This is a genomic window from Streptomyces sp. UH6 (genome assembly GCF_013421635.1).
Taxonomy (GTDB): Bacteria; Actinomycetota; Actinomycetes; order Streptomycetales; family Streptomycetaceae; genus Streptomyces; species Streptomyces abyssomicinicus.
In genome coordinates this window covers 1-12,506 of the sequence record NZ_JACADT010000067.1, presented here as the reverse complement: position 1 = coordinate 12,506, position 12,506 = coordinate 1, and the positions used below count along the sequence as shown (strand labels likewise).

15 protein-coding genes are annotated in these 12,506 nt (G+C 71.9%); 8 read left to right on the top strand and 7 right to left on the bottom strand.

Features of this window, described 5'->3' with window-relative positions; all coding sequences use genetic code 11:
- Positions 1 to 774, bottom strand: a 774-nt coding sequence (locus HW445_RS06970) for an LLM class flavin-dependent oxidoreductase (RefSeq protein ID WP_180220146.1), incomplete at its 3' end; no start/stop codon positions are given.
- A 580-nt stretch (positions 775 to 1,354) separates the two neighbouring features.
- Positions 1,355 to 1,738, bottom strand: coding sequence for a helix-turn-helix domain-containing protein (locus HW445_RS06965; protein WP_180220145.1), 384 nt, complete (start codon positions 1,736 to 1,738; stop codon positions 1,355 to 1,357).
- Positions 1,739 to 1,825: 87 nt separating this feature from the next.
- On the opposite strand from HW445_RS06965, the gene HW445_RS06960 reads away from it, so the two are divergent.
- The gene (locus HW445_RS06960) at positions 1,826 to 2,812 is read left to right on the top strand and encodes a zinc-dependent alcohol dehydrogenase family protein (protein WP_180220144.1); all 987 of its coding nucleotides are present in this window, start codon (positions 1,826 to 1,828) and stop codon (positions 2,810 to 2,812) included.
- Positions 2,813 to 2,848: 36 nt separating this feature from the next.
- Here HW445_RS06960 and HW445_RS06955 read toward each other — a convergent pair whose 3' ends face one another.
- On the bottom strand, positions 2,849 to 4,195 hold the full coding sequence (locus HW445_RS06955) for a tetratricopeptide repeat protein (protein ID WP_180220143.1): 1,347 nt from the start codon (positions 4,193 to 4,195) through the stop codon (positions 2,849 to 2,851).
- Positions 4,196 to 4,329: 134 nt separating this feature from the next.
- Between HW445_RS06955 and HW445_RS06950 the strand changes: the two genes are divergently transcribed.
- Entirely contained in the window at positions 4,330 to 4,671 is a 342-nt protein-coding gene (locus tag HW445_RS06950) for a glyoxalase superfamily protein (protein ID WP_180220142.1), read from the top strand.
- Positions 4,672 to 4,678: 7 nt separating this feature from the next.
- Here the strand turns inward: HW445_RS06950 and HW445_RS06945 are convergent, their stop codons facing one another.
- Entirely contained in the window at positions 4,679 to 6,058 is a 1,380-nt protein-coding gene (locus HW445_RS06945; protein ID WP_180220141.1) for a lipopolysaccharide assembly protein LapB, read from the bottom strand.
- Positions 6,059 to 6,212: 154 nt separating this feature from the next.
- Positions 6,213 to 6,593: a helix-turn-helix domain-containing protein gene (locus tag HW445_RS06940; protein WP_180220140.1), complete on the bottom strand. Its 381-nt coding sequence runs from the start codon at positions 6,591 to 6,593 to the stop codon at positions 6,213 to 6,215.
- 143 nt (positions 6,594 to 6,736) lie between these two features.
- On the opposite strand from HW445_RS06940, the gene HW445_RS06935 reads away from it, so the two are divergent.
- Complete coding sequence (locus tag HW445_RS06935) at positions 6,737 to 7,144, top strand: RidA family protein (RefSeq protein ID WP_180220139.1); 408 nt, start codon at positions 6,737 to 6,739, stop codon at positions 7,142 to 7,144.
- A 20-nt stretch (positions 7,145 to 7,164) separates the two neighbouring features.
- Here the strand turns inward: HW445_RS06935 and HW445_RS06930 are convergent, their stop codons facing one another.
- Entirely contained in the window at positions 7,165 to 7,608 is a 444-nt protein-coding gene (locus HW445_RS06930) for a helix-turn-helix domain-containing protein (protein ID WP_308798523.1), read from the bottom strand.
- 133 nt (positions 7,609 to 7,741) lie between these two features.
- Here HW445_RS06930 and HW445_RS06925 point away from each other — a divergent pair, with 133 nt between their 5' ends.
- Positions 7,742 to 8,614 (top strand): aldo/keto reductase family oxidoreductase, encoded by an 873-nt coding sequence (locus tag HW445_RS06925; protein WP_180220137.1) that lies wholly within the window; start codon positions 7,742 to 7,744, stop codon positions 8,612 to 8,614.
- A gap of 118 nt (positions 8,615 to 8,732) precedes the next feature.
- Positions 8,733 to 9,398, top strand: coding sequence for a hypothetical protein (locus tag HW445_RS06920; RefSeq protein WP_180220136.1), 666 nt, complete (start codon positions 8,733 to 8,735; stop codon positions 9,396 to 9,398).
- A gap of 13 nt (positions 9,399 to 9,411) precedes the next feature.
- Here the strand turns inward: HW445_RS06920 and HW445_RS06915 are convergent, their stop codons facing one another.
- Positions 9,412 to 10,071, bottom strand: coding sequence for a TetR/AcrR family transcriptional regulator (locus HW445_RS06915; RefSeq protein ID WP_180220135.1), 660 nt, complete (start codon positions 10,069 to 10,071; stop codon positions 9,412 to 9,414).
- 108 nt (positions 10,072 to 10,179) lie between these two features.
- On the opposite strand from HW445_RS06915, the gene HW445_RS06910 reads away from it, so the two are divergent.
- The 3 genes from HW445_RS06910 to HW445_RS06900 all read left to right on the top strand — a co-directional run.
- The gene (locus HW445_RS06910) at positions 10,180 to 10,923 is read left to right on the top strand and encodes an SDR family NAD(P)-dependent oxidoreductase (RefSeq protein ID WP_180220134.1); all 744 of its coding nucleotides are present in this window, start codon (positions 10,180 to 10,182) and stop codon (positions 10,921 to 10,923) included.
- 191 nt (positions 10,924 to 11,114) lie between these two features.
- Positions 11,115 to 11,954, top strand: coding sequence for an endonuclease/exonuclease/phosphatase family protein (locus tag HW445_RS06905; RefSeq protein WP_308798520.1), 840 nt, complete (start codon positions 11,115 to 11,117; stop codon positions 11,952 to 11,954).
- A gap of 126 nt (positions 11,955 to 12,080) precedes the next feature.
- Positions 12,081 to 12,506, top strand: a 426-nt coding sequence (locus tag HW445_RS06900) for a CapA family protein (protein WP_180220133.1), incomplete at its 3' end; no start/stop codon positions are given.

The window sequence follows — 12,506 nt, the reverse complement described above, 5'->3', positions numbered from 1 at the left end:
GGCCTTCTCGGCCATGCCGGCGACCCTGGCCTCCGCGTCGCGCCACGCCTCCTCGGCGGTGTCACGGACGAGAGTGGTGATACGCAGGCCGAACTCCAGCGGCCTGTGCCGGCGTTCGACCGTCACCTCCAGCTTCCTGAGCCGCTCGATGCGTTCGGCCAGGCCCTCCAGCGGCTCGCCCCAGAACAGCTGCACGTCCGCCTCGGCGGCGGCCACCCGCTCGGCGGGCGCGGAGGCGCCGCCGAAGTAGAGGGTCGGGTGCCGGTCCGGGTAACCGCCGGGGTGCGGCAGCACCGAGGAGTTCTCCACGGCGAAGTGCTCGCCCCGGTAGGTGACGTTCTCCTCCGTCCACAGGCGCCGGACCAGGTGGACGAACTCGCGGGTGCGCTCGTAGCGGTTGGCCGGGTCGGTGGTGTGATCGCCGTAGGCCGCCAGGTTGTCGAGGCCGCTGACGATGTTGACCAGCACGCGGCCGCCGCTCAGGTGGTCGAGCGTGGCGGCGGAGCTCGCGAAGTGCGCGGGCTGCCAGTAACCGGGCCGCACGGCGATCAGCGGCTTGAACGTCGTGGTCCGGGCGGCCAACGAGGCGCCCAGCGTGAAGGTGTCGGGACGGCCCCAGCCGGTGCCCAGCAGCGCGCCCTCCCAGCCGTGGCCCTCGGCGGTGCGGGCCAGGTCGGTGGAGTGGTCGAGTGTCCCCCAGCCCTCGTCCCTGCCGGTGTCGTCGCCGCGGTGGCCCGGCTCGATCTGGTTGGGGATGTACCACAGGTAGCTCATGTCGGTGTCCTGTTCCGTCCGGGTGCGGATGGGTGGTTCGGGGGGCGCCTCGGGGGTGTCGGAGTTCCGGCCGCCGCGCCGCCTCCGTGGCCGCCTCGGTGGTGCCGGCGGCGTCGGAGGGGGAGAGGACGGTGCTTCACGCCCGCCCGGTGGGTGCGTCGAGGCGCACGGCGGCAGCGGACGAGGCAGCGGCAACAGCTCGCGTGCCAGACCAACTCCGGTGCGGTGAAGCGGCGTTGCTCACGCGCCGGGATGCCGGGAGTGGGGCGAGGGGAGCGGCGGGGCGAACGCGACGACGGTCCGGCGCAGGACGGCGCGCGGGGCGAAGGGAACGGCCGAGGGATGATCCGTCAGCAGAAGCGACACGCGCTGGTGGCGATCAACATGAAGTCAACCACTCGGCGGCTGGTCAGCGGGGTCCACGGCATGAGCGAGAGACTGACATCCGCGGGCGAGGAGGGTCAAGGGCAGCCCTGACACCTTCGCGGGCCCGTCATGTCGCCGCAACAAGGCGGGGCGGCAGCGGGCCGGGACCGGGCGACGCCGTCCGGTGCGCGGGGCCGTCGCCGCGTGGCCGAGGTCAACCCGCCGTGTGGGCCCGCACGGCGTCCGCGGCGTCCGCGGCCTCCTGGAAGTCGACGACCGCCTCGCCGTGGTCCCTCGCCCAGTTCGTCAGGACCTCGATGGGCTCGACGAGGGTCCGGCCGAGGTCGGTGAGGCTGTACTCGACCCGCCGTGGCGCTCGTTCATCGCGTTCGACCAGACCGTACCGCTGGAGCCTGCGCAGTGTCTGGGTGAGGACCTTGCGCGAGACGCCGCCGATGAGGCCGACGAGTTCGCCGTGCCTGCGGGGCCGGTGACTGAGCCCGAAGATCACGAGCACGGTCCACTTGTCGGAGATGATCTCGACCGCCAGGCGCGTGGGGCAGTCGGCGAGGAAGCCCGGTGCAGCGTCGTTCCGCATGAGGACCGAAGGTACCAAGAGGTAACCCGGTCCTGCGTAGCGTCGATCGCGAACAAGGCAATCAGCAACGGATGTTGAGGAGTCACCATGCCTCGAGTCGTAGTGTTCGACGAGTTCGGCGGGCCGGACGTCCTGCAGGTCGTCGAGGAGCCGGTCCCCGAGCCCGCAGCCGGTGAGGTGCGGGTCAGGATCGAGGCGTTCGCCGTCAACCCGCTCGACCGGATGATGCGTTCCGGCGCCCTGCCCGCGGTCGTGCCCCTGCCGCACGCTCGCCTCGGAGTCGAGGGAACCGGCGTCGTCGACGCGCTGGGCCCGGACACCACCGGGCCGGAGATCGGTGACCCGGTCATCCTCACGGCCGTTCCGGACGCGAGCGTCCGGGGCACTTACGCCGAATACACCACCGTCCCCGCGAGCCGGGTCGTCGCCCGGCCGGCCGGACTCGGCGTCACGGAGGCGGCGGCGGTCTGGGTCGCGTACTCCACCGCCTACGGCGCGCTCGTCGAGAAGGCGCGGATGCGGCCCGGTGACCACGTCCTGATCACCGCCGCGTCCGGCGGCGTGGGCCGGGCGGCGATACAGATCGCCGACCGGATCGGCGCCGTGCCCATCGCCGTGACCCGGCACGCCGCGAAGACGGACGAGCTGCTCGCAGCCGGCGCCGCCGAGGTCGTCGCCACCGACCGCACGGACGTCGTCGAAGCCGTCCGCCACCACACCGGCGGGACCGGGGCGGACATCGTCCTCGACCTCGTCACGGGACCCGGCCAGCAGGACCTCCTGCACGCGGCCCGCCCGGGCGGCACACTGGTCGCCGCCGGCTTCCTGGACGCGCGCCCCACCCCCTTCCCGACCGGCTCGCCGCTCACGTTCCACAGCTACCGGAGCTTCGAGCACACCCTCGACGCCGTCGTGGTGAAGCGCATGGCGGCCTTCCTGAACGCCGGTGTGCGCGGCGGGGCGCTGCGGCCCGCCGTCGACGTGTCGGCGTTCACCCTCGACGACGTCGTGGAAGCGCACCACCACCTCGAGAAGGGCCTCCACGCCGGGAAGAAGATCGTCGTGACGGTCTAGTGCACCGCCTCCGGCAGCTCGATCGGAGCCCCCGGCTCATCGTCCACGTCCGGACCGTTCCGACCACCGACCGGCTGCGCGGAGCTCGGCGATGGAGGGCATGCCCTCCATCGCCTCCTCCGCACGTCCGTGCCTGACGAGGAGCGCGGCCACCTCCCATGCCTCCACCTGGTCATCTGCCCGGAGCAGACCGAGAGCCTCTTCGACGCGCCCCGACCGCTCCAGGATCCACGCGGTGCTGTTCGTCAGCCCGTACAGGTCCGTCGGCAGACCCGCGGCGTAGGCGAGGGCTTCCTCGTACCGGCCCGCTTCGCCCAGCAGCCATATCCGGTTCGTGTGGAACCAGGACGGGTGCTCGTCGACGTACTCGGCATCGCGCTCGTCGAGGACGGCCAGTGCGTCATCGAAACGTCCGGCCTCGGCAAGAAGGTGGAGGACCCTTTCGAGGAGGCAGGCGTCGTGGTCGTAGAACGCGGGGCGACCCACCTCGACGGCTTCGTCGATCCGGCCCTGGCGCCGCAGCAGTTCGATCAACGGCCGGCGGAAGCGGTTCCCCTCGTCGGCCGCGACGAAGCGTCGCAGGAGGGTCTCCGCCTCGTCGGCCCGACCGCGGTCCTCGAGGGCCCTGGCGTAGTACGGCAGGCCGACGTGCGCGTGCTCCCCGGTACCCAGTTCGCGTAGTTCGTCCACGCGCCCGGTGCGCCGGAGGAGTTCGGCATGGGCGGTGAGCGTGTTCTCGACCAGGAAGCGGCCGGCGGCTATGTCCGCCCCGAGTCCCCGGACCGCCTCGTCGACACGGCCCGCGCGTTCCAGCACGTGGGCCTGCAGCTCCTGCGCATTACTGGCCGCGAGGTTCCATCGTTCCTCACCGCGGGCGCTGCGGGCCCGCTCGGCCTTCGGCGCGAGCAGTTCCAGGACCCGCTCGTCCCGGTTCTGTCCCTCGGTCAGCTCGACCAGGAAGGACAGCATCCACGCCTGGTCCAGATGCGGGGTGAGGACGGCGATCGCCTCGTCCACCTGCCCCGCCTTGGCCAGCAGCTCCGCGAAGTCGCGGCACACGTGCGGCGAAGCCAGCCCCACGTCGTCCGGGCGGAACCGGTCCAGTGCCTGCCCCACCCGTCCCGCCTTCAGCAGAACGCCCGCGGTCGCCCGGCGTGCCGGCTCCCAGCCAAGCGCGACGAACGGTTCCAGCACGTCCAGAGCCCGCTCGAACTCCGCCCTTTCGCACAGCTCGCGCGCGGCCGCCCTCGCGCAGGACCACACTCCCCGTCCAGCCGCCCGGACCAGCAGCTCCACGTGCCCCTGCTCCACCAACAGGGCGACCAGTACGGGCGGGTACCCACCGAGGCCCCGCGACTGCCACTCAAGATCATCGACATCCACGGGCTGAGCGTACGGCCGCCCACCGACACACCGGCGGCACCGTGCTCCGGTCGCCCAGCCGCCCGATCGGGACAACGTGCCGGCCGTCACGGCAGGGCGACGCAAGCCGATGGATGCTCTGGGACGATGACGACATGGACGAGGAAGTCATTCCCATTCTTCACGTCGAGGACGCTGCGGCGGCAGTTGCCTGGTACGAGCGGCTGGGCTTCGCCAAGCAGTGGGAACACGTCTTCGCACCGGGACTTCCCGCGTTCGTCGAGGTGGCCCGCGGCGGGGTGCGGTTGTTCCTGTCGGAGCACCAGGGCGATGCCCGTCCCGACACGTTGGTCTACCTCCGCGTTCGCGATGTCGAGTCCCTCGCCTCCGAGTTCGGTGTACGGGTGAAGGACGCTCCGTGGGCGCGTGAGATCGAGCTGCGCGACCCTGACGGCAACCGGCTGCGGATCGGCACGCCGACGGAAGGACATGTCTGAGGCGGCACTAGAAGGGGGGCTCCACGGAGTACCCGTCCTCCCTGAGAGGGACGGAAGCGGTCTTCGCCCGGGCGGCGGCACGCTGTTCGGCGACGGTGGGGTGGAGGGTGATCGCCTCGGCTGCCCGCCCTTGCCGGACCAGGACCTCGAACAGGTTCTGACGCGCTTCGACGGTGCCCAGGTCCCGCAGTGCTGCCGCGGCTTCGGCAAGGTGGCCGGCGGCGCTGAGGAGACCTGCTCCGACGATGCGGGGGTCGGCCCACGGATCGGGATGGGCCTCGATCACGGCAAGCGCTTCTTCGACGCGGCCGAGCTGGGCAAGAGCGAAGGCCCGCCACTCGTGCCGGAACTCCTCGTGGCCGTGGTGGGGCACGGTGAGGGGATGGTCCAGGAGGCGGAGCAGTTCCGCGGGCCGGTCATGGAGGGAGAGGACGAGTGGGGCGAGGAGGTTGGAGCAGTCGTACCAGCTGAAGCCGGGCTCGGCCACAGCGATCGCGTCGTCCAGCCGGCCGTCGCGCAACAACGCCGTGGAGAGCCAGGACCGGTGGCCGACCCAGTCGTCGGCGGCGATGGCCTCACGCATCACCCTCTCGGCTTCCTGGCCCCGGCCGTGGTCCCGCAGTGCGCCGGCGTAGACGGCCAGGAGGGCGCGTGCGTCCTTTCCGGTGGCCGGCTCGCGCAGTTCGTCGAGACGGCCATGGCGCGCCAGTAGTTCGGCGTAGGCGGTGAGGGTGTCCTCCGGGAGGAAGCGGCGCCGGGCGACGACCTCGCCGAGGACCCGGATCGCCTCGCCGGCGTGGCCCGCGCGCTCCCACACCTGGGCCTGGAGCTCCAGCGCGTCCGAGCGGGAGTCGTCCCATCGGCCCTCGTCGAGGGCTCGCCGTGCGGTTTCCGCGTGCGGGGCGAGCAGTTCCAGCACCCGCCCGTCACGGCCCTTGTCTTCGGTGATCTCCACCAGGACCGTCCGGGTGCGCGACTCACCCATGTGCGGCACGAGCAGGTCGACGGCCTCGTCCACATGCCCGGTCCTGGCGAGCAGCCCGGCTACGGCACGGCACACGCCCGGTGAAGCGCGGCTCTCCTCGTCCAGGCGCAGCGGATCCAACGCCTCGTCCATCCGGCCCGCCCGCAGCAGGATCTCCGCCTTCGCCCACAGAGCTGCCCGCCACCCGGTCGCGACGAACGGCTCCATCACCTCCAGCGCCCGCCCGAACTCACCCGACCGGCACAGTTCCCGCACAGCGCGCTCCGCACAGAACCACTCGCCGCGTTCCTGTGCCGCCCGCATCACCAGGTCCAGGTGTCCGTGTTCCAGCAGGAGAGTGACCTTCAGGGGAGCGAGCCCGCCGTAGGTGCCGGCCTGCCATGAAAGATCATCCGCGTTCACGGCTGGAAGCGTAGAAGGAGCCACCGACATCACCGTCGACAGCCGGCCGGTCACTCGGCTCGCCCTGCGGCGGGCGGTCCGTCGAAAGCTCCCCCGTCCTCGAGTCGGCCGGGGTCCCCCGGCAGCGGTGGCGTGCCGTGAACGCACCTCACCGTCAGGCATCGAAACGGCGGCGCGCGGTCTCGATGTGACCGAGGTAGGTGTGGGTCCAGTCGCACATCCCGTCGACGGTCGCGCGCAGGCCCTGACCCGGTTCGGTGAGGGTGTACTCGACCCGGGGCGGCACCGTGGGGTGCACGGTGCGCTCGACCAGGCCGTTGCGCTCCAGCATGCGCAGGTTCTGGGTGAGCATCTTGTGGCTGATGCCCTCGATCCCGTTCCGCAGTTCGCTGAAGCGCAGGGTGCGTTCACCGAGGGTCTCGATGATCAGGAACGCCCACTTGTTGGCGACGTCGGAGAAGATCTCCCGCGCCAGGGAATCCGCACGCCGGAGATCCGCTTCCTCGGGTGAGTCCCCGAACTGCTTGGTCACCATCAGGTTCCCCAGTCACTGAAAAGTGCGTTCTTCCATGTCAGCGCTCACTCTCCTACGGTTCCCGAGTAACCACAAGAGAGCGAGAGCGCCCCTGATCGCCCGCACGCGAACCCAGGGGCACTCATGACGAGGAGACAGTCAGCATGGCCATCACCCTGAGGAACCCCGGCGGATTGCCCGCGATCGACGTCTACCGGCAGGTGGCGATCGCATCCGGGACGAAGCTGGTCTTCGTCGCCGGACAGGTCGCCTGGGACGCCGAGGGACGCACGGTCGGCGAAGGTGACCTCGCCGCCCAGGTCGAGCAGTGCTACCTCAACGTCGGCACCGCCCTGGCCGAGGCCGGCGGCTCCTTCGGCGACGTCGCGAAACTGACCGTCCACGTCGTCGACTGGACACCCGACAAGATGCCCCTGCTCCTGGAAGGCATCTCCCGGGCGGCCGCGAAGCTGGGAGTCACCCCGGTCCCGCCGGCCACGCTGATCGGCGTCGCGGCACTGGACGTCCCCGACCATCTGGTCGAGATCGAAGCCACCGCGGTCCTCGACTGAACGGCTCAGCGCCCACCGCGTCAGGAGGTGCGGGCGTCATGGTCCTCGCGGTGGGCGAGGACCTCCGCCATGTGTGTCTGCGCCCAGCTCCTGAGCCCGCGCGTCATGTGGTGGAGCGAGAGGCCGAGGTCGGTCAGCTCGTAGGAGACGGTGACGGGGACGGTCGGCGTCACGGTACGGGTGAGCAGGCCGTCGCGCTCCAGCGACCGGAGTGTCTGGGTCAGCATCTTCTGGCTGACCCCGGCCAGAAGACGCGAGATCTCGGAGTAGCGCATCGCCTTCGGGGCGTCCGGGCCCGCCGTGCCGGGCCGGCCGGCGCCGCTGTCGCCGCCCAGTGCGCAGAGGACGAGAACGACCCACTTGTCCGCGATGCGGTCGAGCAGCTGCCGGCTGGGGCATGCCGCCAGGAACGCGTCGTACTCCACCTTGGCCCGAGCCCTCTTCTGGGCCGCCGTCGTCGTCACTGTTCGCACCTCTCACCGATGGGTGGGTTACGCACTCCGAAGTGCCTACTTCCTCAAGGGAAGTTGCTCTCCCATGCTGATGCAGGGAGGCGGCAGGCGCCACCCTCCGAGTGCACGGACGAAAGGCAGCACGATGAGCACACCCTCCCTCTCCCTCCCCGGCGGCACCTGGACTCTGGGCGACCTGACCGTCACCCGGTTCGGCTACGGCGCCATGCAGCTGGCCGGCCCGTGGGTCATGGGGCCGCCGGCCGATCGCGAGGGGGCCCTGGCCGTCCTGCGGGAAGCGGTCGATCTCGGTGTCACCCACATCGACACCAGCGACGCCTACGGGCCGCGGATCACCAACGAGTTGATCCGCGAGGCACTGCACCCCTACCCCGCATCGCTGCACATCGCCACCAAGGTGGGCGCGACCCGCGACGAACAGGGTGGCTGGCCTCCGGCCCGGCGGCCCGAAGACCTGCGCCGCCAGGTCCACGACAACCTCGCATCGCTCGGGCTCGACGTGCTCGACCTGGTCAACCTCCGGCTCGGCAACGCCGAAGGTCCCCGACCCGGGTCGCTCGCCGAGGCGTTCGAGACGCTCGTCGAGCTCCGGCAAGAGGGTCTGATCCGCCACCTCGGGGTCAGCGACGCCACCGAGGAGCAGGTCGCCGAGGCGCAGGGCATCGCGCCGATCGTGTGCGTGCAGAACATGTACAACCTCGCCCACCGCCACGACGACAAGCTCATCGACCGGCTCGCCACCGACGGCGTCGCGTACGTGCCCTTCTTCCCCCTCGGGGGCTTCACCCCGCTTCAGTCCTCGGCGCTCTCGGCGGTCGCCGCCCGGAGGGGGACGACGCCGATGTCCGTCGCGCTGGCCTGGCTTCTGCAACGGTCACCGAACATCCTGCTCATCCCGGGCACGTCATCGACGGCACACCTGCGCGACAACATCGCCGGCGCGGAACTCGCCCTCTCCCAGGCGGACTTGACCGAACTGGACGGCATCGGCCGCTGAACGCCTCAGAGATGAGGTCATGTGGGTGGTTCCGGCCCCGGAGACCCTCGCGTGCCCGGGGCCGGAGCGGGACGGCCCGCCCTCGCCTCGGCAGGCCCCGCCGGTAAGCTCCGGCACCATGACGGCTGTCGCTCCCGTACCGCACATCCCGGTCGTGCCGGCCGGTCTGACGCGCAGGGCGCAGGTGTACGTCGCGTCGCACGGCGTCCGTGTCGCCCGGGAGGACCTCGGGCGGCACCGCGAGGCGTGGCTCGAACACGGTGTCCCGGCCGCGGAGGTCGATCGCGCGGTGGCCTTCCAGGACCTCTGGGGCGGTCTCGCGCTGCCGCCGGCGCCGTTCTACGAGAGCGGCCCGCGCGTCCTGGGCGCGGACGTTCCCGAGGGCACGGCCACCGATGGCTGGTGGATTCCGGCCGGGGACTGCCGGGTGTCCATGGCCTACGGGTTCATGATCGGCCCCGGTGGCGAGTTCGGGATCCACGGCCACCGCTGGGCGCCGCTGCACGGCAGTACCGAAGGCTGGGTGGAGTCGTTGGCGCTGGCCGACCACGCGGGACGCCGGGCCGGAACCGTCACGAGGGTCACCGGCGAGGCCGTCGACTCCCTGGACCTCGACGGGTACGAGCCGGTGCCCGAGGTGCGGGGCATGACCGACACCTGGTGGCGGGGCGAGGACTCGCTCATCGCCCTCTACCGAGGCGAGGCCGTCGCCCTGGACGCCCCGGGATGCCTGGAAGCCCATGTCTACGGTGGCCTCGACGCGTGGGGCCTCCGGGGCGGCTGACCGGCCCCCGCGGTCACGCCCCGGTGGTGGGCGCCGCCGGGGCGGCGGCGTGTCCCGGGGGCAGGTAGGAGGCGATCGCCCGCAGCGCTACGTCCACCGCGGCCTGAAGGTCCTCGCGTCCCGCTCCGGCGGCGGCGTGGACGGCGAGCCCCTGGCCCAAGGTCGTGACGAAGCGCGCCAAGGCCGCGGTGTCGGTGCCGGGCGCGAGGTCCCCCTCCTTCTCCGCCCGGGCCAGCCGCCGTGCGAGCTTGCCCTCGAAGGCCGTCCGCTGGTCGGCCAGGAACGTGGAGATCCCGCTGTTCGCCGGCGCGCAGGACAGACCGCCCTGGATGGTCAGGCAGCCCGGAGGGTGACCGCCGTCGGTCAGGGCGTCGACCGCGGCGCGCAGGTAGCGCTCGATCGCCCCGTACGCGGTCGGCTCCTCCAACGTGCCCGCCGCGTACCCCACATAGGTCTCCCGGTAGCGGGCGACGGCCCGCTTGAACAGCTCCTCCTTGCTGCCGAACACGATGTACAGGCTGGGCTTGTTGATGCCCATGGCCGCGGTGAGGTCGGTCAGGGAGGCGCCTTCGTAACCGTGCTCCCAGAAGACACGGATCGCCCGGTCGAGGGCCTCGTCCTCCACGAAATTCCGCGGGCGTCCCCGGCCGCGGTAGGAAGCGGTGCTGCTCATGCGCCCCACCCTACCTTCCGGTACAAAAATGCGGCCCGCGTGCAACCGATCGGTACAGAATGCTGCTACGGTGACGTGCAACCGAACGGTTCAAAAAGGAGTCGCACCATGGGACAGCTCGACGGCAAGACCGCTCTCGTCACCGGCGCCACCTCCGGCATCGGCCTCGCGTCAGCCCGTGCGCTCGCGGCCGAGGGGGCGTACGTCTTCGTGACCGGGCGGCGCAAGGAGAAGCTGGACGAGGTGGTGGCCGGGATCGGCGCGGACCGGGCGACCGGGATCCGGGCCGACGTCACCGACCTCGCGGACCTCGACCGGGTCGTGGCGGCCGTCGAGGAGAGCGGCCGGGGCCTCGACGTCCTGTTCGCCAACGCGGGCATCGCCGAAGTGGCTCCCCTGGGCGAGATCACCTGGGAGCACTTCACGGACACCTTCAACACCAACGTCGGCGGCATCGTGTTCGCCGTCCAGAAGGCGCTGCCGCTGCTGAGGGACGGCTCGTCGGTGATCCTCTGCGGCTCCAACGTGGCGGTCAAGGCGTCGCCGGCGATGAGTGTCTACGCCGCCACCAAGGCCGCGGTCCGTTCCCTCGGCCGCACCTTCGCCGCGGAGCTGACCGGCCGGGGCATCCGCGTCAACACCGTCGCCCCCGGGCCCACCGAGACCCCCGGCCTGCTCGGGGTGACGGGTCACGGGGAGGAGGAGCGCGCGGCCATGGCCGCGACCGTGCCCATGCGGCGCCTCGCCCGGCCCGAGGAGACCGCCGGCGTGGTCACCTTCCTCGCCTCCGACCGCAGCAGCTTCATGACCGGATCGGAGCTCTACGTCGACGGCGGCGCCAGCCAGTTCTGACGCGACGGCGGCGCCAGCCAGTTCTGACGCGAGGGCGGCGCCAGCCGGTTCTGACCGAGGGCGTCGGCGGGCAGGGCCGGTGAGGCGCGTCTGGCGGCCCGGTGAGCCGCGTGCGGCGGCCGATCCGGCCATCGGTCCCGTCGTCCTCGGCGCGTGTGACATCGTCCTCCTGCGAGAGGGAGGAGGCCGACGTGGCCGGAAGACACAGGTGGCTGCTCGCGGGCGTGCTGATCGCCGTCTGCATGCTGCTGGTCGGCCCCGCCGTGCCCGGAGGCGACGTCTTCGTCCGGTCCCTGCCCGCCGGCGCCGCCCGGGGCGTCGTGCCGAACCGGGTCATGACGTGGAACCTCTGCAACCCCTGCGGCGCGAGGGACATCGACCGGGCGAGGGAGATCGCCACCTACGCCCCGCAGGTCGTCGGGCTTCAGGAGGCGTGCGTGCGGGACGTCGAGAGGATCCGCGACTACCTGCGGCGCTACTACGGGCTCGTCTACCACGTCGCGTACGGGCCGGTTCTCCACCACCGGGGGCGCTGCGGGGGAGCGCCGTGGGCTCCGGGAGGCTTCGGCCAGGCGGTCCTGTCGGCGGCGCCGATGACGGACCGTGTGGTCACGGAGTATCCCGACGGCGGATCGGAGGACCGCGGGTACCTGGCGGTCACCACGACGGTGGGCGGCCGGTCCGTGCGGGTGATCACCACCCACCTCGCCCAACGGCGCCAGGAGACGGTCCGCGCGGACCAGGCCGACGTCCTCGCCAGGGAGATCGCCCGGCACGACCGCGCCATCGTGCTCGGCGACCTCAACGCCGTTCCCGACGCCCCCGAGCTGGCTCCCGTGTGGGCCGTGGCCGCCGACGCGGACGCCCGCTGCCGTCCGTCCTCGGGCGCCGGCTGCCCGCCGACGACGGACTGGCTGCGCAGGTTCGACTACGTCTTCCTGCGGGGCGTCACCGCGCTCGGGCAGCGGGTGCGGCCGACGCCCCACTCGGACCACGACCTGCTGTACGCGGACCTGGACCTGTCGCCCTGACCGGAGGACACTGCAGCCGCGAAGCCGGTGCGGCAACGGCGAAGCCCAGGACGGGTCACCGCCGCGCGCCGCTCGCGGCATGATGGGCCTTTGCGCGGCGCCCGCGGACGGCTCTAGCGTGGAAGGGTGCACGAGGACGTGGTCACCCTGTTCCTCGGCGGGGACGTGATGCTCGGCCGGGGCGTCGACCAGATCCTCCCGCACCCCGGCGACCCGGCGCTGCGGGAGGCCTACATCCGCGACGCCCGTGCCTACGTCGACCTGGCGGAGGCGGCGAACGGGCAGATTCCCCGGCCGGTGGGCTTCTCCTGGCCGTGGGGCGAGGCGCTGCCGGTCCTGGACGGCGCCGCGCCGGACGTGCGGCTGATCAACCTGGAGACCTCCGTCACCGGTGACGGGGACTTCGCGCCCGGCAAGGGCGTCCACTACCGGATGAGCCCGGCCAACCTGCCGTGCTTGGCCGCGGCCCGGCCCGACGTCTGCGCCCTCGCGAACAACCACGTGCTCGACTTCGGCCCGCGCGGCCTCCACGAGACGCTGGACGCGCTGGCG

Coding starts and splice junctions, on each gene's coding strand:
- HW445_RS06965 (WP_180220145.1), bottom strand. CDS start 1,738: ATGCGGAACGACGCTGCACCGGGCTTCCTCGCCGACTGCCCCACGCGC.
- HW445_RS06960 (WP_180220144.1), top strand. CDS start 1,826: ATGCCTCGAGTCGTAGTGTTCGACGAGTTCGGCGGGCCGGACGTCCTG.
- HW445_RS06950 (WP_180220142.1), top strand. CDS start 4,330: ATGGACGAGGAAGTCATTCCCATTCTTCACGTCGAGGACGCTGCGGCG.
- HW445_RS06940 (WP_180220140.1), bottom strand. CDS start 6,593: ATGGTGACCAAGCAGTTCGGGGACTCACCCGAGGAAGCGGATCTCCGG.
- HW445_RS06935 (WP_180220139.1), top strand. CDS start 6,737: ATGGCCATCACCCTGAGGAACCCCGGCGGATTGCCCGCGATCGACGTC.
- HW445_RS06925 (WP_180220137.1), top strand. CDS start 7,742: ATGAGCACACCCTCCCTCTCCCTCCCCGGCGGCACCTGGACTCTGGGC.
- HW445_RS06920 (WP_180220136.1), top strand. CDS start 8,733: ATGACGGCTGTCGCTCCCGTACCGCACATCCCGGTCGTGCCGGCCGGT.
- HW445_RS06915 (WP_180220135.1), bottom strand. CDS start 10,071: ATGAGCAGCACCGCTTCCTACCGCGGCCGGGGACGCCCGCGGAATTTC.
- HW445_RS06910 (WP_180220134.1), top strand. CDS start 10,180: ATGGGACAGCTCGACGGCAAGACCGCTCTCGTCACCGGCGCCACCTCC.